Origin of the sequence: Bifidobacterium cebidarum, from assembly GCF_009193305.1 — a bacterium.
In the GTDB taxonomy this organism is placed as follows: Bacteria; Actinomycetota; Actinomycetes; order Actinomycetales; family Bifidobacteriaceae; genus Bifidobacterium; species Bifidobacterium cebidarum.
On record NZ_WBVS01000003.1, the window covers coordinates 162233 to 183696 of the forward strand.

Here is a 21464-nt window from a genome sequence, read left to right on the forward strand (position 1 = left end):
ATTCCCCTAACGTTCATTGAGACTTTACGTGGGTTGAACATTGATGATTATCACCGGTCAATACGACAACCTCGACACGCATGAATAGCGGTCGCTTCTATGTGCGAAAAACGAACAAGTCACATGCCTTCACAAAGCCAACACGCCGGCTCTAAGCACTGTAAATCGAACGTAATCATAGGTGCAAATATACTGATTTTGGCTTTATTGCGCCGTTTCTTACAATCCAGGCACGAAAATCAATGTTTACAAAGTTAAGGCTTAAACGCACAAATACTGAAATTTCCGCAACAATTTCGAACACACCCGCAAGAAATCGTTCAAAAGTCGTGTTGTCCTCGTACCATGACGATTGATTGGGAACGGAAAACCTTGGTACCGCAAGGAACTAAGGCCCGCGACCGAACAGAAATAATCAATCGCACGTTTACCGTGCAGGAGTACAGGAGTACACATGACGAGTCCTGTTATTGGCACCCCTTGGAAGAAGCTCAACGCTCCGGTTTCCGAGGAAGCCCTCGAAGGTGTTGACAAGTACTGGCGCGCTGCCAACTACCTTTCCATCGGCCAGATTTATCTGCGTTCCAACCCGCTGATGAAGGAGCCCTTCACTCGCGAAGACGTGAAGCACCGTCTGGTCGGCCACTGGGGCACCACCCCTGGCCTGAACTTCCTCATCGGCCACATCAACCGCTTCATCGCTGACCACGGCCAGAACACCGTGATCATCATGGGCCCGGGCCACGGTGGCCCGGCTGGTACCTCCCAGTCCTACCTGGACGGCACCTACACCGAGACCTTCCCGAAGATCACCAAGGACGAGGCTGGTCTGCAGAAGTTCTTCCGTCAGTTCTCCTACCCGGGCGGCATCCCGTCCCACTTCGCTCCGGAGACCCCGGGCTCCATCCACGAAGGCGGTGAGCTGGGCTACGCTCTGTCCCATGCTTACGGCGCCATCATGGACAACCCGAGCCTGTTCGTCCCGGCCATCGTCGGCGACGGCGAAGCTGAGACCGGCCCGCTGGCTACCGGCTGGCAGTCCAACAAGCTCGTGAACCCGCGCACCGATGGTATCGTGCTGCCGATCCTGCACCTCAACGGCTACAAGATCGCCAACCCGACCATCCTGTCCCGCATTTCCGACGAAGAGCTGCACGAGTTCTTCCACGGCATGGGCTACGAGCCGTACGAGTTCGTCGCCGGCTTCGACGATGAGGACCACATGTCCATCCACCGTCGCTTCGCCGAGCTGTGGGAGACCATCTGGGACGAGATCTGCGACATCAAGGCAACCGCCCAGACCGACAACGTGCACCGTCCGTTCTACCCGATGCTGATCTTCCGCACTCCGAAGGGCTGGACCTGCCCGAAGTACATCGACGGCAAGAAGACCGAAGGCTCCTGGCGTTCTCACCAGGTGCCGCTGGCTTCCGCCCGCGATACCGAGGCTCACTTCGAAGTTCTGAAGAACTGGCTGGAGTCCTACAAGCCGGAAGAGCTGTTCGACGAGAACGGCGCCGTCAAGTCCGACGTGACCGCCTTCATGCCGAAGGGCGAGCTGCGCATCGGTGCCAACCCGAACGCCAACGGTGGTCTGATCCGCGACGACCTGAAGCTGCCGAACCTCGAAGACTACGCCGTCAAGGAAGTCGAGAAGTACGGCCACGGCTGGGGCCAGCTCGAGGCTACCCGTCGTCTCGGTGTCTACACCCGCGACATCATCAAGAACAACATGCACGACTTCCGCATCTTCGGACCGGATGAGACTGCTTCCAACCGTCTGCAGGCTTCCTACGAAGTCACCAACAAGCAGTGGGACGCTGGCTACATCTCCGATGAGGTCGACGAGCACATGCACGTCTCCGGCCAGGTTGTCGAGCAGCTGTCCGAGCACCAGATGGAAGGCTTCCTCGAGGGCTACCTGCTGACCGGTCGTCACGGCATCTGGAGCTCCTACGAGTCCTTCGTCCACGTGATCGACTCCATGCTGAACCAGCACGCCAAGTGGCTTGAGGCTACCGTCCGCGAGATTCCGTGGCGTAAGCCGATCGCCTCCATGAACCTGCTGGTTTCCTCCCACGTCTGGCGTCAGGACCACAACGGCTTCTCCCACCAGGATCCGGGTGTCACCTCCCTGCTGCTGAACAAGTGCTTCCACAACGATCACGTCATCGGCATCTACTTCGCCACCGATGCGAACATGCTGCTGGCCATCGCCGAGAAGTGCTACAAGTCCACCAACAAGATCAACGCCATCATCGCTGGCAAGCAGCCGGCTGCCACCTGGCTGTCCCTCGACGAAGCTCGCGCCGAGCTCGAGAAGGGTGCTGCCGCTTGGGATTGGGCTTCCACCGCTAAGTCCAACGACGAGGCTGAGATTGTTCTTGCCGCTGCCGGCGATGTCCCGACCCAGGAGATCATGGCTGCTTCCGACAAGCTGAAGGCCATGGGCATCAAGTTCAAGGTCGTCAACGTGGTTGACCTGCTCGCTCTGCAGTCCGCCAAGGAGAACGACGAGGCCCTGTCCGATGAAGAGTTCGCTGACATCTTCACCGCCGACAAGCCGGTCCTGTTCGCTTACCACTCCTACGCTCACGACGTGCGCGGCCTGATCTACGATCGCCCGAACCACGACAACTTCAACGTCCACGGCTACGAGGAGGAGGGCTCCACCACCACCCCGTACGACATGGTTCGCGTGAACGAGATCGATCGTTACGAGCTGACCGCTGAGGCTCTGCGCATGATCGACGCCGACAAGTACGCCGACAAGATCAACGAGCTCGAGGCCTTCCGTCAGGAAGCCTTCCAGTTCGCAGTCGACAACGGCTACGATCACCCGGACTACACCGACTGGGTGTACTCCGGCCTCAACACCTCCGAGAAGGGTGCTGTCACCGCTACCGCCGCAACCGCTGGCGACAACGAGTGATTTCCTCTCTCTGAGGTTTAGCCTAACGGCTTAGAAAAGGGCTTGGGATTATCCCAAGCCCTTTTTGCATATGGTCACACCTTCAGTCATGTTTTCAGCATTCTTCCCGCAATCATTTCGCGTCCTACGCGTGAACGGTAACAATGGTCAGTACAATGATGTGTGGTCCTAATTGCTTGATCATCAAAGGAGACAGACCAAAGTGACCGTTACTCGCGTATATATCGCCAGCCCGGAAGGCGCTAATGGCCGCAACGTTGTGGCCTACGGCGTGCTCAATGCACTGACTTCAAAGTACAAGACCATCGTGTTCCGCCCTGCCGTGTCGAACCATGATGATTTCACTCCGATTCTGCTCTCCGCATCCAATGCGGGCCTCGGCGTGACGCTCTCCACAGGTCTTGATGTGCACAAAGTGCGCGCCGACAAGGACACTGCACGTGGAGATATCGTTGGCGCATTCAACGATGCCATGGAGGTTGCCCGCGCTGACGCCGCCTTAATCGTCGGTACCGATAAGTCCCATGTCAACGATCCGACCAGCTATGAATTCAATGCGAACGTTGCGGCCGATCTTAAGGCAGGAGTCTTCCTCGCCGTCTGCACCATCGACCGGTGGCCGCATGAATTGGACGAAACCGTCAAGCTCTCCATTGAAGGCATGGAAGCAGCGGGCAACAAGGTGCTCGGCATCTTTGTGACCGGATGCGAAACCCGTCATTCCGTATCGGTCAAAGAGACGCTGGCTAAGTACGGCCTTCCGGTTTGGACGTTGCCCCAAGTAGCGTTCACCGACGAATCCGGCAAGACCCTGGCCCTGGAGACTTTCCGCAAATACGCTCCCACCGAAGAAGTGCTTGCTGCACTTGATGTGGACTTCAATCCGCCTACCACCCCATACTCCTTCCAATTCGAACTGCTGGGCAGGGCCAAGAGCAACAAAAAGACCATCGTGCTACCGGAGGGCGAAGAAGATCGCATTATCAAGGCGGCCGATTACCTGCTTGAGCGCGAAATCGTGAATCTCATCATCGTGGGTGACAAGGCAGCCATTCTGGCGCGCGGTAAGGAACTTGGCCTGAACTATCTCGAGCGTGCCCGCTTCCAGGCCATGGATGATGAGAACATTCTGAAGCCAATGGTCGCCAAGCTGTGCGAGCTCAGGGCGAAGAAGGGTATGACCGAAGAACAGGCCCGTAAGCAGCTGACGGATGCCAGCTACTTCGGCACCATGCTCGTTGTGCTCGGATATGCCGATGGTCTGGTATCCGGTTCGGTGAATTCCACCGCCAACACCGTTCGCCCGGCGCTGCAGGTCATCAAGACCAAGCCCGGACAGAAGCTAGTTTCCGGCGCGTTCCTCATGTGCTTCAAGGACCATGTGGCCGTGTTCGCCGACTGTGCCATCAACCTGAACCCGGATGCCGAACAGCTTTCCGAGATTGCATTGCAATCCGCCGAAACCGCAAAAGCCTTCGGCCTTGACCCGAAGGTCGGCATGCTCTCCTACTCCACGCTCGGTTCCGGTAAGGGCCCCGACGTGGACGTTGTGGAGGAGGCCACCAAGCTGCTCAAGGAGAAGGCCCCGGACCTGCCGGCAGTGGGTTCCATCCAGTTCGATGCCGCCTGGTCCCCCACCGTCGCCGCGACCAAGGCCAAGGGCAACGACGTTGCCGGCCACGTCAACGTATTCGTGTTCCCTGACCTGTGCGCAGGCAACATCGCATACAAGGCGGTGCAGCGTTCCTCAGGCGCCCTGGCTATCGGCCCGGTGCTGCAGGGCCTCAACAGGCCGGTCAACGACCTGTCCCGCGGCGCCCTGGTGCAGGACATCATCAACACCATCGCGCTGACCGCCATCGAGGCCCAGTAACCAATTATTCAGCAACTAGTTTCTTAGGTATCTTTGCTGAAAGCAGAGTGGGAAGGCTGGGGATGCGATGCAGGACCGTAAGCTTGGCCGAACGGCCTTGAGTGTGTCCCGCATCGCATCCCCCAGCCTTTCCACGTTCCAATTGCAATCAACATTTTGTAGCAAGTAGCGAGTAATCTAATCAACGGTAACCCGCGTATTCGCGGGACTGAAACATATCACAATGGAGGATGCCCACAATGGCGAAAACCGTCCTTGTCATCAATTCCGGTTCCAGCTCTATCAAGTACCAGCTGGTTGACCTCGAATCCGGCGAAGGCCTGGCTTCTGGTCTGGTCGAGAAGATCGGCGAACCGATCGACGGCCACTACAAGCACGAGTACAACGGCGAGAAGCATGAGCTCGAAGAGCCGATCCACGATCACGAGCAGGGTCTGAAGCGCGTTCTCGGTTTCTTCGAGGAGTACGGCCCGAAGCTGTCCGATGCAGGCATCGTCGCTGTCGGTCACCGCGTGGTGCAGGGCGGTTCCCTCTTCCCGAAGCCGGCTCTGGTCACCGACAAGACCATCAACCAGGTCAAGGATCTGGCCGTGCTCGCTCCGCTGCACAACGGCCCGGAGGCCAAGGGCGCTGAAGTCATGCGCGCTCTGCTGCCGGATGTCCCGCAGATCTTCGTCTTCGATTCCTCCTTCTTCTTCCAGCTGCCGAAGGCCGCCAGCACCTACGCGCTGAACAAGGAAATCGCCGACCAGTACCACATCCGCCGCTACGGCGCTCACGGCACCTCCCACGAGTTCATCTCCTCCGTGGTGCCGGAAGTCATCGGCAAGCCGGCTGAGGGCCTCAAGCAAATCGTTCTGCACATCGGCAACGGCGCTTCCGCTTCCGCTGAAATCTCCGGCAAGCCGGTTGAGACCTCCATGGGCCTGACCCCGCTCGAGGGTCTGGTGATGGGCGGCCGTACCGGTGATATCGACCCGGCTGTGGTCTTCCACCTGATTCGTAACGCCCACATGAACGTGGACGAGCTGGATGCCCTGTTCAACAAGCGTTCCGGCATGATGGGCATGACCGGCTTCGGCGATCTGCGCGAGGTCCACCGTCTGGTGGCCGAGGGCAACGAGGACGCCAAGCTGGCTCTGGATGTCTACGTGCACCGCATCGTCAGCTACATCGGCAACTACACCTACCAGATGGGTGGCTGCGATGTGATCACCTTCACCGCTGGCGTTGGCGAGAACGACGACATCGTGCGCAAGATGGTGTGCGACAAGCTCGCTCCGTTCGGCGTCAAGCTGGACGAGGAGAAGAACGCCACCCGTTCCAAGGAGCCGCGCGTCATCTCCACCCCGGACTCCTCCGTGATCATCGCCGTGATTCCGACCAACGAGGAGCTGGCCATCGCCCGCAAGTCCGCTGCCATCGCGGAGGCCAGCGAGGACACCTACGGCAACAAGTTCGCCAAGTGAGTCTGAACTGCTGATTCACTAAGCTAAAAGCCCTGATGGTTCATATCGAATCATCAGGGCTTTTGCATAACTACAGTGGCTTCGTATTACTCCCCTAGCATGCCGTTCCACATGCCGACGAAGTCCGGCAATGTCTTGCGCGTGGTAGCAACGTTCTTCACCTTGATGCCAACAATACGCAAGCCCAGCATCGCCGCGAAGGTCGCCATGCGGTGATCCGCATACGTTTCCATATCAGCTCCGCGTAACTGTTCTGCAGGCACCGGTTCAATGCGCAATCCATCCGGCAATTCCTCAGCTTTGCCGCCCACTCGCGCAATCTCAGCCACCAGTGCCGCCAATCGATTCGTCTCGTGGCCACGTAGATGCCCAATGCCGACCATGTCCGTTGACGCATCCGCAAACACCAAAACTGCAGCCAAGGATGGCGCAATCTCACCGGCGGCGGTCAAATCAAAGGTTCCAAGCCCATGCACAGTACCGTTCCCAGTGACTTCGCAATAACGGACATCGTCAATCACTGGGAAGGCTACCGTAGCCCCCATCTGTTCAAGGTAACCAGGAAGCAGACCACCCGGCTGTGTTGTGGTTTCCGGCCAGTGCGGCACGCGTACAGTGCCGCCGGCGATCAGTGCAGCACCGAGGAACGGTGCGGCATTGGACAAATCAGGCTCAACCGTGACTGTATCCGGCAACTGCAAGGCACGCGGTTCCACCGTCCAAGTGCGGGCTGTTTCGTCGGCGTGCACTTCGCCGCCGGCACCAGTCACGTCAGCGACGGTCATGCGAATATGCGGCAGACTCGGGGTCTTCTCCCCCGTATGCTGCAATGTCAAACCACCGGGCAGTCGGGAGCCGATCAGCAACAGACCGGAAATGAACTGCGAAGAGCCAGAAGAATCAATGCTCACATGCGCACGCGTCTGCGGCAACGCCGCCGGCGGAGTGATCGTAAACGGCAGTTTGCCGATTTCGCCGTGGTATTCCACCGTGGCACCCAGCTGTTCCAAACCGTCCAGCACCGGCTTCATCGGGCGGGCATACGCCTGTTCATCGCCATCAAAATGCACCGGACCGTCAGCGAACAAGGCAAGGCCCGGCACGAATCGCATCACCGTGCCGGCCAGGCCGCAAAACAGGTCGGTGTTGCCGCGGAAACGTCCACCTGCGGGAGGAGTCACCGTTACCGTGGTTTCAACGTCGGCATCGACTTCGCAATGCACGCCAAGTGCTTCCAGTGCCCCCATCATCAAATCGGTATCGCGCGAACGCAACAACCCCACAAGTCGTACCGGCTGGGAGCCCAACGCCGCAAGAATCAGGTAGCGATTCGACAATGATTTGCTACCTGGCACGGTTACTGTGGCTTCCAATGGCTGCATGGCAAGCGGTGCTGGCCAAAGATTCGTGTTTTCTGTCATAGAAGTCAATCTATCAAGCTTCAGGTATGAAAGAACGGCTGTGTCCAGCATTGGATGCCGGGCGCAGCCGTTCCTCACGATCCCTCAAGCGACGATCAGGCAAGCGCCTCCTTGATGGCGCCGACGAAGTAGTCCAGATCGTCGGGCTTGCGGGAGGTGATGAGCTTCCAGCCGTTCGCATCGTCGACGGTCAGCTGCTTATCGACATAGTGGCCACCAGCGTTCTCGATGTCGGCTGCGATGTAGCGGCATGGCGAAGCGGTCTTGCCTGCAATCAGGTCGGCGTTGACCAGCAGCCATGCACCATGGCAGATGGCTGCGATCGGCTTGCCTTCGTGGGCGAATTCCTGTGCCAGGGTGATGGCATCCTCGTTCACGCGGATGCGGTCGACGTTGCAGGTGCCGCCAGGAACCACCAGCAGGTCATAGTCGGCGGCCTGCACATCGGCAAGACGTGCGTCCGGGGTCAGCGTCTCGCCTTCGTAACGGTCATGCTGCACGGTTTCGCACGGGTCAAGCGTGGTCGCGGCGAGCGTCACCTTGGCACCGGCCGCCTTCAAATCACGCAGCGGACGAGTCAGCTCGGTTTCCTCGATACCCCAGTTGTTGACGATGATCAGTACCTTGGCGTTCTCCACAGCCATAGTTCCTCCTTGATTGCAGTGGCTTGTTTCCGCAATCCATTATGCGTCAATGGCGGCGGTTGAGCCAGTAAAGAACATAACGATAACGTATCGACGGTCAGCGATCGGCCGCAATACGAGATTCGATTGTCGGCTCTTGTTGAGCGTGATGCTGTTCCAGCCCATTTTCCATCATCTGAGCATGCAGCAGCTGCGCTTCCACACGATCGGCTTCAATGGCGGCGATTTGGCGGGAGAACACGATGAACCAGCCAAGGAACATCAGGCCGGCGAGTGCCTCTACATTGGTGAGCGTATTGTGTCCCATCATCATATTGGCCCAGAATGCCGCACATACGAGTGCAGCAAGATCTGAGGCGACCATCACTGCTTTGGAGATGCGCGGAGCGAGCCACGGCAATAGTACGAAGAGCAGCAACATTACGAACGGCAGGCCTTTGGCACAGATGTTATGCATGAGGTTGTGCGGCGTATAACGGAATGCGCCGATGCCGATGAACGCAAGTCCGGATATGGTGAGCAGCACGGAGAGCACACCAATGCGGGCCATGAAGTGCGGAATCATATAGCCGCGGTTGGGATCGGCTTTCGTACGGTCATGCCATAGACGCTGCAGACGTTCGGTGGTCACCAGTTCGGAGATGGCGAAGTAGCTGACGATGATGATGCAGGTTCCGGCCAGCATCAGTGTGGAATTGAACATACGCGCCGCGAACGTGGTACGGTCGCCCAGCTGGGAGAAGTTGTTGTGATACCAGTACGGATCGTCGGTGGTGACGCCTGCGGTGACCACGCCGGAGATGACGAAGAACGGCAGCAGGCTGGCTATGGTTTTGGCGTTCATCATCTCCGCCTGCACGAAGGTCATGTATCCCACCACCCCGGCGAATCCGGCGCACACGCTGGAAATGTAGCCGGCGAATATGGCGTTGCCCATCATATCGTTCGCCGCACCGATCAGGGCGAACGAGGAAAGGAATATGGTGGAGCCGTAGACCACGGAGAGCGCCACGATTTCCACGATGCGTCGGATGGGAGCGAGCCAACCGTTCTTGAGGTTCAGCGAACGGGATTTGCGCGAGTAGCCCACGATGAATGAGATCACGCCACAGGCTGCCACGATGCCGGAGCACACCATGAATCGGCGTTGGGTAAGCTGCCAGATTGCTGGCGCATACTCCATGTAGAAGTTCATGATGACGGCACCTGCTACGGCGCAGACGACGAAGGAAATCAGTCCGGATGTCTCCGAACGCTGATGACGCCCCATGATTCCCTTCGCACCTCCTAGGATTCGGCCCGTTGCCGCCGCATGTTCTTTTCTCCAGCGGAAATCATTTGGTTCCCCGCGGAACGGGTCCAAATTTTTCTGCTGTTCTCCTCGCTATGCGAGCCATTCATGCCCAATATGACATTGTATCCCGTGTCCCGGTCCACCCATACTGTACAATGTTGGTTTGTGCTCTGAAGCTGTTCCAAGGTTTCACCGCATACGGGCTATAGCGCAGTTTGGTAGCGCGCCTGCTTTGGGAGCAGGATGTCGTGGGTTCAAATCCCGCTAGCCCGACTTCAAAGCCCTACTCCCGCTTGGGAAGTAGGGCTTTTTCTTATCTCGGCCTGAAAAACGGTTTATCCGATTTTCTCCGATGGCCATATAGGAAGGCTCGTTACCGAATAATCGGTAGCGGGCCTTCCTTGCCGTCGGCCTTTACAAGCCCAATGACGGCTTTTCGGGCTTCTTGGCGCTCATCAGCATCATGAAGCTGCGCGATTGCGCGGTGATCATGAAACCAGCCTCATAGCTCAGTTCCGGACCGTCCGGATTATGCGTGTCCACAATCAGCTGCCACTTGCGGCCATAGCGTTCGTCCGGCAGGGTGAACATGATCGGCTCGTAGTGCGCGTTGAAGATCAGGATGAAGTCGTTGTCGACCATGCGGTTGCCGTACCAGTCGACTTCGGGGATGTCCGAACCGTTCAGGTAGATCATCATGGAGAAGGCGTGCGTGTTCTGCCAGTCGTCCATATCCATGATGGAACCGGTGTGGTCGAACCATTCCACCTGTGGGATCTTGTTCGAATCGTCGCCGGGCTCACGGCCGGTGAAGAAGCGGCGACGGTGCAGCACTGGATGGTTCAGACGCAGATGGATGAGCTTGGAGACGAATTTCAGCATGCCCTTCTGGTCTTTGTTGAGATTCCAGTTGGTCCAGGAAATCTCATTATCCTGGCAGTACGCATTGTTGTTGCCCTGCTGCGTGCGGCATACCTCATCACCACCGCAGATCATCGGGATGCCCTGGCTGAGCAGCAGCGTGGAGAACATGTTGCGCATCTGGCGTTGGCGCAGGTCGATGACATCCGGAATGTTCGTGGCACCTTCCACGCCGCAGTTCCAGGAGCGGTTGTTGGATTCGCCGTCTCGGTTGCCTTCGCCGTTGGCGTCGTTGTGCTTTTCGTTGTAGCTCACCAGATCGTTCATGGTGAAGCCATCGTGTGCGGTGATGAAGTTCACGGATGCCACCGGGCGGCGGCCATTGACCTGGTACAGATCGGAGCTGCCCATCAATCGGGATGCGAATTCAGGCAACGTGGATGGCTGCGAACGCCAGAAATCACGGACGGTATCGCGGAAACGGCCATTCCATTCGGACCAGCTGGAGGGGAAGCCGCCAACCTGATAACCGCCGGAGCCCAAGTCCCATGGTTCGGCGATGAGCTTGACGCGGGAGATGACCGGATCCTGTTCCACGATGTCGAAGAACGCGGAAAGCTTGTCGACCTCCTGGAACTGGCGAGCCAGGGTGGCCGCCAGATCGAAGCGGAAGCCGTCCACATGCATTTCGGTGACCCAGTAGCGCAATGAATCGGTGATGAGCTGCAGGGCGTGCGGCGAGCGCATGAGCAATGAGTTACCGGTACCGGTGGTGTCGAAGTAATGCATCGGGTCGCCGTCCACCAGTCGGTAGTAGGAGGCGTTGTCGATGCCCTTGAAGCTCAGGGTGGGGCCCATATGGTTGCCTTCGGCGGTGTGGTTGTACACCACGTCGAGGATCACTTCCATGCCGGCACGATGGTAGGCCTTGACCATGGATTTGAATTCGTTGACCTGCTCGCCGCGCTCCCCCGAGCTGGAGTAGGCGTTGTGCGGGGCGAAGAAGCCGATGGTGTTGTAGCCCCAGTAATTCGACAGTCCCTTCTCCTGCAGGAAGGAGTCGTTGACGAACTGATGGATGGGCATGAGTTCGATGGCGGTGACACCAAGCTTCTTCAGGTATTCGATGACGCTTGGGTAGGCGAGGCCGGCGTAGGTGCCGCGGATATCCGGCGGCACGTCCATGTTGAGGTTGGTCATGCCGCGCACATGGGCTTCGTAGATCACCGAATCATGGTAGGGAATGTATGGATGCTGGTCGTTGCCCCAATCGAAATAGGGGTTGATCACGGCGGACTTCATCGTGTGCGCCGCCGAATCAAGGGTGTTCATTGCGGAATTGTCGTCCGGGCTCTTGAACCAGTAGGAGAACAGGCTTTCATCACCATCGATGTTGCCTTCGATCGCCTTGGCGTACGGGTCAAGCAGCAGTTTGTTCGGATTGCATCTCAAGCCGTGCACCGGGTCATACGGACCGTATACGCGGTAGCCATATCGTTGTCCGGGTTGGAGTCCGGGAATGTAGTTATGCCACACATAAGAGTTTTGTTCGGTCATTTCGACGCGAGTCTCATTGTCGTCGTCATCGAAAAGACACAGTTCCACTTTTTGCGCAACCTGAGAATACAGCGCAAAATTCACACCGGCGCCATCATAGCTGGCACCCAGCGGATACATTGATCCAGGTCTGATCTGCATAGTTACAGTATCCCACTTTCTTGTGTTACTAAAGTCTGTTGGAGTTGAACGTCAGGCGAACAAGGTCGGCTTATTGTCATCATCGGCGTGCTTGGCGATCAGACGACGCAATGCCTCATGTTGGATGGCGATCATGGAGTTGGACGCGGTGATGCGCGTGGCGGTCAAATCACTCCAGGGAATCCATGCGGATTCCACGTGCTCATCAGGGTCGAAGTGTCGTGCCTCCTGTTTGAACGGCCCCAGATGCAGCACCATGATGTGCGCCAATTCGTCGGTCATGCCTTCCGAGGAATAGAAGTCCCCCACATAGTCGACGCCCATCGTGTTCCTGTCCGGCACCACACCGGTCTCCTCGGCGAGCTCCCGCAAGGCGGCATCGAGAATGTCTTCGCCTTCATCCATCAGGCCGGCGGGAAGCCCATAGGCGAACATGTCCGAGCCGGCGCGGTATTCGCGTTCGATCAGATAGCGGTCGGTGGACATGTCATGCACCAGCATCACCACGCATGGGGCATGCCGCAACACCTGACGACTGATCTCATGTTTGTTGCCCTGCTTATCGGTCAGGGCAAGCGTCAAGTCATCCACATGGAATATGCGCCCGGTGTAGACGGTGGCGGTGTTCACCACTTCGGCCGGCACGTCCATGTCTATGCCATCGGAGCTGGCGTTCAATTTGCGATCAAGCCTATGTTCCAGTTGTTCCTGCTTATTATGGCCGAACACGTCATCTCCTTGGCTAGGCGACTGCTGAGACAGCCGATGAATGATGCCCGAAATACCACTGTAGTGGTTCACACCTGCGATGTTGTGATAGACAGCGTCCACGGGTCGGTCGTGTCTCGAATCCATTGCATGGTGACATGCTCCCCCGTCGCCTGCGCCACGGCCTGCGGAACATCTTCGAGGGCATAGTTGAACCATATGGATTCGATGGCGGCATGTGGCGTATTGATGAGGTATGGGCGGGCTTGCGCGCTCCCCTGCCCCAAGGCGATGCCCTGAGCACGCATACGGGCCTCATAACGCGCCTGTTCAATGGCATCGGTGGTGGGGTGATGCCGTAGGTCACTGGTCACATACACATCCACGCCTGCGGCACGCACCTCGTCGAACAGCGAGTCACCGGAGCCGGGAAGCACCGCCACTGTTTGGACCGGCGCTTCCAGATCCCCGCATACCTGAACACCAAGTTCGGTGTGCATGCCACGTGTGGATACCGTATCGAATACACGATAGACGAAATCCCTGAGCGTCATCGGCTCATGCAACGTGCCGATTCGGCCCAATCCCACATCATGCCCGGCATTGGCGTCTTGGATGGGTACCAGAGGACGCTGATGTTCGAGCTTCAGGAAATCGGCTGCGGCCTGTCCGACGCCGCGCCATGCGGAATCCGCGTTGGTGTGGCCGACCCATAGACCGCAGCCATGACCGTACAGTCTGCGGACGATGTCCCCGCGGAATCCCAGACCGCCTACTTCATGCACCGAGCGGAAGAACAGCGGGTGATGGGTGATTAGTAGATCCGCACCGGCTTCGATGGCTTTGTCCACAATCGCCGAAGTAGGGTCGGCTGCGACGACGATATGACGCACCTCATGGCTCAGATCGCCGACGATAAGCCCCGGCTCATCCCATTGCTCGGCATAGCGCAGCGGATATAGCGTTTCCAGGACATCGATGACTTGCTTGAGATTCGGCATACGGCTCATTGTAGCCGACCACTCATCGACTGCTCATCAATGCGCGGCAAGCTGCCAATCCGCGCCCATACCGCAGGACACATCGAGCGGCACGGCGAGATCCACGGCATGTTCCATGGCGTTCCTCACCAGTTCGGTGACCTGCTCGCCTTCCCCTGGTGCGATTTCCACCACCAGTTCGTCATGGATCTGCAGAATGATTCGGCTGCGGACACCGGCTTCGTGAAGCGCCTGATCGGCCCGGACCATGGCGATCTTCATGATGTCGGCTGCGGATCCTTGAATCGGCGCGTTCAACGCGGCTCGCTCCGCTGCATCACGCGCCACTCGGTTGAGTGAGCGCAGTGCAGGGAAGTACCGTCTGCGGCCGAAGATGGTTTCGGTGTAGCCTTTCTCCCGAGCGCTGGAGACCAGGGATTCCAGATAATCATGGACTTTGCCGAAGGTTTCGAAATACCGGTTCTTCAGGGCTTCGGCCTCGCGCGGGGCAATCTTGAGCTGCTGGGCAAGACCGTAGGTACTCAGACCGTACGCGAGGCCATAGCTCATGGCTTTTACATGCGTGCGCTGATCATTGGTGATCTGGTCGACCGGCAGCTTATAGACCATGGAAGCCACATATTTATGGAAATCGGCTCCTGAGCGGAACGCTTCGATGAGCGCTTCGTCGCCGGACAGATCCGCCATGATGCGCAATTCGACCTGCGAGTAATCGCAGCTCATCAGCGCCTCGTACCCTTCACCGGGCACGAACACGCCTCGAATCTCCCGTCCCGCCGCATTCCGGTTGGGAATGTTCTGCAGGTTCGGGTCCACGGAGCTCAAACGGCCGGTCGCCGCCACGGTCTGCTCGAACGTGGTATGAATGCGTCCGTCTTTCATATTGATGGAATCAATCAGCGTTTGCACGATCTGCTTGAGCTTGTTGGTTTCACGGTGTCGGAGCAACGCGCCGAGGAATCCATTGGCCTGCTCATTATCAAACGATTTGATGTACAGGCTCTGCAATGCCGCGGCATTCGTGGTGTACGAGCCTGATTTCGTGCGCTTGGTGGGTTTGAGCCCCATGTCTTCGAACAGCACCTTCTGCAGCTGCTTCGGGCTTTGCAGATTGATCTCGGCGCCGGCATGCCTCCATGCCTCTTCCTGGGCGAAGCGAGCATCCTCGGCGAACTGGTCGCGCATTGCGGTCAGCCGGGAAACATCGACTTTGGCGCCTGTTCGCTCCATATCATGCAGCACGCGTGATACCGGCAGCTCGATGGCCTTCATGAGCCAGTACTGCTCACGTTCGTCGATCATCGGCCTGAAATGCGCTGTCAGCGCTTGTACCACGGCAAGGTCATGCGCGCGCTGCTCATCCGCGTCGGCGGCTGCCGGCTCGTCGCCAAAGTCGAATGTGCCTTGTGCGGGCTGTTGCGTGTCCTCACCATGGATGTCAAGGAAATGTTCCACGGCCTGATTCAGATCGTCGGCGTGAAAATCAGGCTGGATCAAGTATCCCGCGAGTTTGGCATCGAACATCGGCAGCGGCAGGTCCAAGCCGATGCCGCCCAATGCGTGCAGCAGCTCCTTGTATCCGTACACGATGGTCTTGCCGTGTTCGGCCGCGAAGAAAGCCGCCAACGACTGCTTCAGCGCATCGTCGACCGGTGATTCGATGATCACCGCCGACTGCGCCACGGCCACAGCCAACGCTTGCGTCTTGACTCGCCCTGGGCGGACATCGCCCCACGCATGCACCGTCCAAGCATGACTCACCGCGGTGCCGCAGGAGATTCCGCGATCGGCCTGCTCGGAATAATCCCCGGGTTTGAATTCCGCGATTTCCCGAGGCACGTTGATCTGCGGACGGTGTTCTCCGACCCACGTTTCGAATTGTTCCGCCGTCGCAATGTGCTCGACGTGTGGTGGCTGAAGCGCCGCAACGCCCTCCTCGGCCTCCACGGATTCGGTTTCCGATGCCGATGAGGCGGGGCTCGTCTTGGAGATGGCCTGAGTCCCGGAGCTGCCGGAACTGCCGGTGTTGAAGGTTTTCAGCACACGGGTCTTGGTGCGCGAACCGAATTCAAGTTCCTTGAACAGCGCATCGACCTGTGCGATATCGACCGCGCCGAATCCGAGATCATCCAGACTTACGCCCAGTTCGACATCCCGCACAAGGGCATTGACCTTGCGATTGAGCTTGACCTGCTCGATATTGGCGCGCAGGGCCTCGCCCTTCTTGCCGCCGATTTCATCGGCATGTTCGCAGATGCCATCCAATGAGCCATATTGGTTGATCCATTTGGCTGCAAAACCGTCGCCCACGCCGGGCACGCCGGGGATATTGTCGGTGGTTTCGCCTCGCAGAGCGGCCAGATCCGGATATTGCGCCGGAGTGACCTTGTATTTCTCCATGATGGCCTGCGGCGTCATATGCTTCAGGTCTTTGAAATGATGGCCTGGATACAGCACCGTGACGTTATCATTCACAAGCTGGAAGGCATCGCGGTCGCCGGACAGTACCAGCGTGCGGTAGCCGGCCTTGTCTCCCATCGAGGCGAGCGTGGCGATGATATCGTCGCCCTCATAACCAGGTTTTTCGATGTACGTCACGCCAAGCGCCTCAAGCATGCGCTGAATGAGCGGCAGCTGGGTCAGCAGTTCTTCCGGAGCCGCCTCGCGGGTGCCCTTGTACTGCGGCAGCATCGTATTACGGAAGGTACCGCCTTTGACGTCGAAAGCCACGCCAAGTCGGTCAGGCTTTTCAGTGTCAATGACCTGCGCGAGCATGGAGGCAAAGCCCCATACCGCGTTCGTGGCCTGACCTTCGGAAGTGCTGAAATTATCTACCGGGAGCGCAAAAAAAGCGCGGAAAGCCAGCGAATGACCGTCTACAACGAGCAGTGTTTCGTTGGCCGCCGCGCTTGAAGGCGCTTGAATATCAGCGCTCATCCGAGTTCGAAGGCTTCGGATCGCCGTACTTGGCGATGATGGCCAGGGCCAGGCGCTTCTTCGGGATGCGCTGATCCATGGAGGTCTTCTGAATCCAGCGGAATGCGCCCTGTTCGGAGAAGTCCGCCTTGTCCATCAGCAGGCCCTTGGCGCGATCGACCAGCTTGCGCTCCTCCAGGGAGTCCTCGGCCTTCTTGAGCTTCTCTTCCGTTTCCTTCAGCTGATCCGCGGTCTCACGCAGCTTCTGCTCGCTGCGTTCGACGTTATCCAGCAGATCATTGATCTCGGCGAAACGGCCCATGGCCACTTCAAGGGTAGGCAGCAGCTTGGATTCCTCGTACGGCTTGGTGACGTAGGCCATAGCGCCCGCGCCGGTGGCCTTCTTGACCAGATCCGTCTGGGAGAATGCGGTGAGCATCACCACAGGGGCGATGTTTTCATCGCAAATGATGCCTGCTGCCGCAATGCCATCCATGCGAGGCATCTTGACATCCATGCACACCACATCCGGGCGATACTTGCGGGTCAGTTCGACGGCTTCCTCACCATTGGCCGCCTGGCCGACGACCTCGTAGCCGTTGTCTTCAAGCATGGCAACCAGATCCATACGGTTCACGGCTTCATCCTCAGCCACGACGACGGTACGCGGCGCGTCTGCCGGCTTTTCCTTACGCTCTTGGGAAACATCCTCGTCAGCGGCTGCGGCCCTCAGCTCCTCGTCGGTGAGCACCTCGTCCACATTGATGCTCGGTTCCTCAGACCTCTTCCTTGCAGCCATGCCAACCTCTTTCCTGTGAGAACCTCGATGTTATTGGCATAAGCCGTATGCATTCGGCGAATGCCACTGTGAAGAGTGCCCTCGGTGGGACTCGAACCCACACTGCGCAGATTTTGAGGCTGCTTCCTCTACCAATTGGGATACGAGGGCGTGCCAAAGCACTCTTCGAGAGATTAGCATACGAATTCGACCTATGGTGCCAAGACACGCATTTTCCGCTGACTTTTGTCAGGACTCTCGTCTTGCAAAGCCACTGTAACCCTTGGAAAACATGTATTTGTGACGGCTGCAAAAACTTTTCGCGATATGTCGCCGCTTGCGTGTGTTGCCTCAGGCATTGAGAAATATCGCGCCTTAGAATAAGCGTAGTTTCGATGGATGCCTTTGTGAGGAGGGATTATGAGCAGCGAAACGTACCGTCAATTTGATCCTTGGCGCCCGTCTCCTGTCAAGGAGATAGCCCGCAAGCAGATCGTGGAGACCCATTACTTCAATATCGATCATGTTACCTATGAATCAGCCAAAGGCGGTCAGTTCGACAGGTACTGCATTCAAGACAACAGCGGGGATACGGTTGCCGTGCTCGCGCTGACCAGCGATGGCAAGATTCCGCTCGTGGAGCAGTATCGTGTCGCCAATCATCGTTGGACGTTGGAAATCCCGGGCGGCCATGCCGCTGGTTCGGAGCGCCCGTTCGAGGCGGCGCAGCGCAAGTTGGCCGAAGAAGGCGGCTATGAGGCGGCCAAGCTCACCCAATTCACCCGTTTCCTGAACACGCCAAGCTATTCCACGCAGCACACCTGCATCTTCTTCGCCACAGGCCTGTCCACCGCATCACGCCAGTCCATTGGACCGGAAACGCCACGTTCCGAGGTTCGCCTGGTCACCGTGGACGAGGCTTATGAAATGATTCTCAATGGCACGATTGTCGACGCAAAGACCATTATTGCCATTCTGCGTCTGAAGAGCGGCAGCTTGGATCATCTCAACGACTAGAACACGCCATTGGCTGAAAGCCCGCGCGCATAAGGTACCGCAGGCACCGTGACGCGCGGTCTATAGCGCACAGCAGGCACGCAACAATACGAACCGATACGAAGAGGTCTCATCCAGATGGATGAGACCTCTTTCAGTATGCTCTACACTCTACGGCTTACCGCCGAGGGCTGCAACCGGCAATCAGTCGCAAGCGCCAACGGTGTGGACGTAGATGGAGTCAGTGCGGCCCGGCTGGTGATCGCCCTGGGCGGAGCTCAGGATGACGATCTTGTCGCCGTCAACGACCTTGCCGGCCTCCTTGAGGATCTTGTCGGTGAAGACCATGAGATCCTTGCGGGACTTGTCGTGGTAGTCTTCCTCGGTCAGGAAGGCCTCGGTGCCCCAAGACAGAGCCAGCCAGTGGTAGGTGTGCTCGTTGTTGGTGATGCCGTAGATCGGGGCGGCCGGACGCTCGCGGGAGACGCGGTGCACGGTGGAGCCGGTCTGGGTGTATGCAACGATGGCCTTGGCGTTGAGCTTGTCAGCCAGGTCAACGGCAGCGGAGGACACAGCGCCGGTGGAGGACATGTCGAGGTTCTTGAGCTCCGGGATGCGATCGAAGCCGTGATCGGTGGCGTAGCCGGAAATGCGAGCCATGGTGTTCACGGTGACGTCCGGGTACTTGCCGACGGCGGTCTCGTTGGAGGTCATGGTGGCGTCGGCGCCGTCGAGGACGGCGTTGGCGCAGTCGGAAGCCTCTGCACGGGTCGGGACCGGGTTGTTCACCATGGAGCCGAGGACTTCGGTAGCCACGATGACTGGCTTGGCGTACTGGCGGGCCAGCTCGATGATGCGCTTGGTGGCCAGCGGAACCTCTTCCAGCGGGCACTCGACGGCCATATCGCCACGAGCGGCCATCACGCCGTCGAAGGTCTTGACGATGTCTTCGAGGTTCTCCAGGGCCTGCGGCTTCTCGATCTTGGCAACGATCGGGATGCGGCGGCCTTCCTCGTCCATGATCTCGTGAGCGCGGTCGATATCGGTGGCGAAGCGCACGAAGGACATGGCGATGATGTCGGCACCGGTGCGGATGGCCCAACGCAGGTCGGCCTCATCCTTCTCGGTCAGAGCCGGCAGGGAGACGGCGACACCCGGCAGGTTGATGCCCTTGTGGGAGGACACGGGACCAGCCACGACGACCTTGGTGTGCACGTTGTTGCCCTCGACCTTGGTGACCTCGAGACGGACCTTGCCGTCATCGATCAGAATCGGGTCGCCCGGATGGCAATCGCCCGGCAGGCCCTTGAACGTGGTGGAGGTGATGTGCTCGTCACCCTCGATGTCGTCGGTGGTGATGATGAATTCCTGGCCAAGCTGAAGCTGGACCTTGTCCTCGCCCTCAGCGTTCTTCTTGAACCAACCGCAACGAATCTTCGGACCCTGCAGATCAACGAGAGCGGCGACGTTGCGACCGGTTTCCTTGCTGGCCTTGCGGACGTTGTTGTAGACGCGGAGGTGATCCTCGGGAGTGCCGTGGGAGCGGTTCAGACGAGCAACGTCCATACCAGCTTCGACGAGCTTGAGGAGGTTGTCGTAATCCTCGGTAGCGGGACCGATAGTGTCTACGATCTTGGCTTTACGCATGAATGCCTGCCTATTCCTTTTGATGTGGTTCGAGGCGTGAAGCCTCACTTGCCGAGCAATAGTCTACTAGCGCTCACCGACGCATGACAAGTTTTTCACCCGGTGTGTTGTGAGCGCTCACATTGTTGTGCCGATTGGGTTTCGAGGTATTGAATTCCTCGTGAAATCAGGCCTTCTCGACCTTTTCCATGCTCTTCATCTTGATTACGGACGCGATGGCCGCTCCGCCAATTGCCACGACGATCACGGCCAGCGACAACCAAGTCGGAATCTCAGGCACCCAGTGCACACCATGGCCGCCGTTGATGAACGGCAGCGTATTGCCATGCAGGGCTTCCATCACGAGCTTGACGCCGATGAAGCCCAGCACGATGGACAGACCAGCCGGTAGGTATACGAGCTTGTCCAGCAGGGCGCCCAGCAGGAAGTACAGCTGCTGCAGACCAAGCAAAGCGAACACATTGGAGGTGAAGACCAGGAACGGATCCTTGGTCAGACCGAAGATGGCCGGGATGGAATCAAAGGCGAACATCACGTCGGTGGTTCCGATGGTCAGGAAGACGATGAGCATCGGGGTCCAGTAGCGCACACCGTTGCGCGTGGTGCGCAGCTTCTCGCCATCATACTCGTCGGTGATCTTGATGACCTTGCGCAGCGTACGGATCAGACCGTTCTCGTGATATTCCTCATCCTCGTCACCACCGATGACCAGTTTGATGGCGGTGTAGATCAGAAATGCGCCGAAGATGAAGAACACCCATGTGAAGCGGGAGATCAATGCGGCGCCGATGAGGATGAACAGGCCACGGAAAATCAATGCGATGGTAATACCCACCGACAGCACATACTTCTGAATCTTCTTCGGCACGGCGAAGTTCGACATGATGATGACGAACACGAACAGGTTGTCGATGGACAGCGAATATTCAGTCAGCCATCCCGAATAGAACTCGATGGCGGGCTTGGATCCGGCGAAATACCAGATGCAACCGCCGAAGATCAGCGCCATGACCACGAAGAACGCGATGTGTTGCACACATTCCTTGGTGGATGGCACATGGGGTCGTCGGCCGATGATGAACAGGTCGACGATGAAGAACAGCGCGAGCACCACAAACGTGGCGATTTCAAATGCAAGAGGGGTTTCTGCCATGATTCACTACCCTAACTTATGTAGTTGACGGCTGGGCGTTCCACTTGCGTTGACCGCCAGGTGGTCGTGGCTG

14 protein-coding genes and 2 tRNA genes are annotated in these 21464 nt (G+C 58.1%); 5 read left to right on the plus strand and 11 right to left on the minus strand.

Going from position 1 to position 21464, the window contains the following annotated elements; translation table 11 throughout:
* The first annotated feature begins 454 nt into the window (after positions 1 to 454).
* The 3 genes from F7D08_RS04360 to F7D08_RS04370 all read left to right on the plus strand — a co-directional run bounded on the left by F7D08_RS04360 (position 455) and on the right by F7D08_RS04370 (position 6274).
* Entirely contained in the window at positions 455 to 2932 is a 2478-nt protein-coding gene (locus F7D08_RS04360) for a phosphoketolase (RefSeq protein WP_152209466.1), read from the plus strand.
* 202 nt (positions 2933 to 3134) lie between these two features.
* Positions 3135 to 4805: a phosphate acetyltransferase gene (gene pta / locus F7D08_RS04365; protein WP_152209467.1), complete on the plus strand. Its 1671-nt coding sequence runs from the start codon at positions 3135 to 3137 to the stop codon at positions 4803 to 4805.
* A 239-nt stretch (positions 4806 to 5044) separates the two neighbouring features.
* A complete protein-coding gene (locus F7D08_RS04370) occupies positions 5045 to 6274 on the plus strand; it encodes an acetate/propionate family kinase (protein WP_152209468.1) in 1230 nt (409 codons plus the stop codon).
* 86 nt (positions 6275 to 6360) lie between these two features.
* On the opposite strand, the gene aroA is transcribed toward F7D08_RS04370, so the two are convergent.
* The 3 genes from aroA to F7D08_RS04385 all read right to left on the minus strand — a co-directional run bounded on the left by aroA (position 6361) and on the right by F7D08_RS04385 (position 9609).
* Entirely contained in the window at positions 6361 to 7695 is a 1335-nt protein-coding gene (gene aroA, locus F7D08_RS04375) for a 3-phosphoshikimate 1-carboxyvinyltransferase (protein WP_152209469.1), read from the minus strand.
* Positions 7696 to 7790: 95 nt separating this feature from the next.
* Positions 7791 to 8339: a type 1 glutamine amidotransferase domain-containing protein gene (locus F7D08_RS04380; protein WP_152209470.1), complete on the minus strand. Its 549-nt coding sequence runs from the start codon at positions 8337 to 8339 to the stop codon at positions 7791 to 7793.
* 97 nt (positions 8340 to 8436) lie between these two features.
* On the minus strand, positions 8437 to 9609 hold the full coding sequence (locus F7D08_RS04385) for an ABC transporter permease (RefSeq protein ID WP_152209471.1): 1173 nt from the start codon (positions 9607 to 9609) through the stop codon (positions 8437 to 8439).
* A 223-nt stretch (positions 9610 to 9832) separates the two neighbouring features.
* On the opposite strand from F7D08_RS04385, the gene F7D08_RS04390 reads away from it, so the two are divergent.
* Positions 9833 to 9906, plus strand: a tRNA-Pro gene (locus tag F7D08_RS04390).
* Positions 9907 to 10047: 141 nt separating this feature from the next.
* Here F7D08_RS04390 and glgX read toward each other — a convergent pair.
* The 6 genes from glgX to F7D08_RS04420 all read right to left on the minus strand — a co-directional run bounded on the left by glgX (position 10048) and on the right by F7D08_RS04420 (position 17766).
* Positions 10048 to 12171: a glycogen debranching protein GlgX gene (gene glgX / locus F7D08_RS04395; protein WP_193316196.1), complete on the minus strand. Its 2124-nt coding sequence runs from the start codon at positions 12169 to 12171 to the stop codon at positions 10048 to 10050.
* A gap of 72 nt (positions 12172 to 12243) precedes the next feature.
* A complete protein-coding gene (locus F7D08_RS04400; RefSeq protein WP_152209473.1) occupies positions 12244 to 12921 on the minus strand; it encodes an NUDIX hydrolase in 678 nt (225 codons plus the stop codon).
* A gap of 68 nt (positions 12922 to 12989) precedes the next feature.
* Positions 12990 to 13901: a Nif3-like dinuclear metal center hexameric protein gene (locus tag F7D08_RS04405; RefSeq protein WP_193316189.1), complete on the minus strand. Its 912-nt coding sequence runs from the start codon at positions 13899 to 13901 to the stop codon at positions 12990 to 12992.
* Between the two features lie 36 nt (positions 13902 to 13937).
* A complete protein-coding gene (gene polA, locus F7D08_RS04410; RefSeq protein WP_152209475.1) occupies positions 13938 to 16838 on the minus strand; it encodes a DNA polymerase I in 2901 nt (966 codons plus the stop codon).
* The gene (locus F7D08_RS04415; RefSeq protein ID WP_152209476.1) at positions 16828 to 17616 is read right to left on the minus strand and encodes an ANTAR domain-containing response regulator; all 789 of its coding nucleotides are present in this window, start codon (positions 17614 to 17616) and stop codon (positions 16828 to 16830) included. Before F7D08_RS04415 ends, polA begins: the two co-directional genes overlap by 11 nt.
* 76 nt (positions 17617 to 17692) lie before the next feature.
* A tRNA-Leu gene (locus tag F7D08_RS04420) sits at positions 17693 to 17766 on the minus strand.
* 249 nt (positions 17767 to 18015) lie between these two features.
* Between F7D08_RS04420 and F7D08_RS04425 the strand changes: the two genes are divergently transcribed.
* Positions 18016 to 18612, plus strand: coding sequence for an NUDIX domain-containing protein (locus F7D08_RS04425; RefSeq protein WP_152209477.1), 597 nt, complete (start codon positions 18016 to 18018; stop codon positions 18610 to 18612).
* Positions 18613 to 18795: 183 nt separating this feature from the next.
* Here F7D08_RS04425 and pyk read toward each other — a convergent pair whose 3' ends face one another.
* Positions 18796 to 20238 (minus strand): pyruvate kinase, encoded by a 1443-nt coding sequence (gene pyk, locus F7D08_RS04430; protein ID WP_152209478.1) that lies wholly within the window; start codon positions 20236 to 20238, stop codon positions 18796 to 18798.
* A 166-nt stretch (positions 20239 to 20404) separates the two neighbouring features.
* Positions 20405 to 21391, minus strand: coding sequence for a TerC family protein (locus tag F7D08_RS04435; RefSeq protein ID WP_152209479.1), 987 nt, complete (start codon positions 21389 to 21391; stop codon positions 20405 to 20407).
* Between the last annotated feature and the right edge of the window lie 73 nt (positions 21392 to 21464).

Excerpts from the sequence above, each read along its gene's own strand:
- F7D08_RS04360 (WP_152209466.1), top strand. The coding sequence starts at position 455 with ATGACGAGTCCTGTTATTGGCACCCCTTGGAAGAAGCTCAACGCTCCG.
- F7D08_RS04370 (WP_152209468.1), top strand. The coding sequence starts at position 5,045 with ATGGCGAAAACCGTCCTTGTCATCAATTCCGGTTCCAGCTCTATCAAG.
- aroA (WP_152209469.1), bottom strand. The coding sequence starts at position 7,695 with ATGACAGAAAACACGAATCTTTGGCCAGCACCGCTTGCCATGCAGCCA.
- F7D08_RS04380 (WP_152209470.1), bottom strand. The coding sequence starts at position 8,339 with ATGGCTGTGGAGAACGCCAAGGTACTGATCATCGTCAACAACTGGGGT.
- F7D08_RS04385 (WP_152209471.1), bottom strand. The coding sequence starts at position 9,609 with ATGGGGCGTCATCAGCGTTCGGAGACATCCGGACTGATTTCCTTCGTC.
- glgX (WP_193316196.1), bottom strand. The coding sequence starts at position 12,171 with ATGTATCCGCTGGGTGCCAGCTATGATGGCGCCGGTGTGAATTTTGCG.
- F7D08_RS04405 (WP_193316189.1), bottom strand. The coding sequence starts at position 13,901 with ATGCCGAATCTCAAGCAAGTCATCGATGTCCTGGAAACGCTATATCCG.
- polA (WP_152209475.1), bottom strand. The coding sequence starts at position 16,838 with ATGAGCGCTGATATTCAAGCGCCTTCAAGCGCGGCGGCCAACGAAACA.
- F7D08_RS04415 (WP_152209476.1), bottom strand. The coding sequence starts at position 17,616 with ATGGCTGCAAGGAAGAGGTCTGAGGAACCGAGCATCAATGTGGACGAG.
- F7D08_RS04425 (WP_152209477.1), top strand. The coding sequence starts at position 18,016 with ATGAGCAGCGAAACGTACCGTCAATTTGATCCTTGGCGCCCGTCTCCT.
- pyk (WP_152209478.1), bottom strand. The coding sequence starts at position 20,238 with ATGCGTAAAGCCAAGATCGTAGACACTATCGGTCCCGCTACCGAGGAT.
- F7D08_RS04435 (WP_152209479.1), bottom strand. The coding sequence starts at position 21,391 with ATGGCAGAAACCCCTCTTGCATTTGAAATCGCCACGTTTGTGGTGCTC.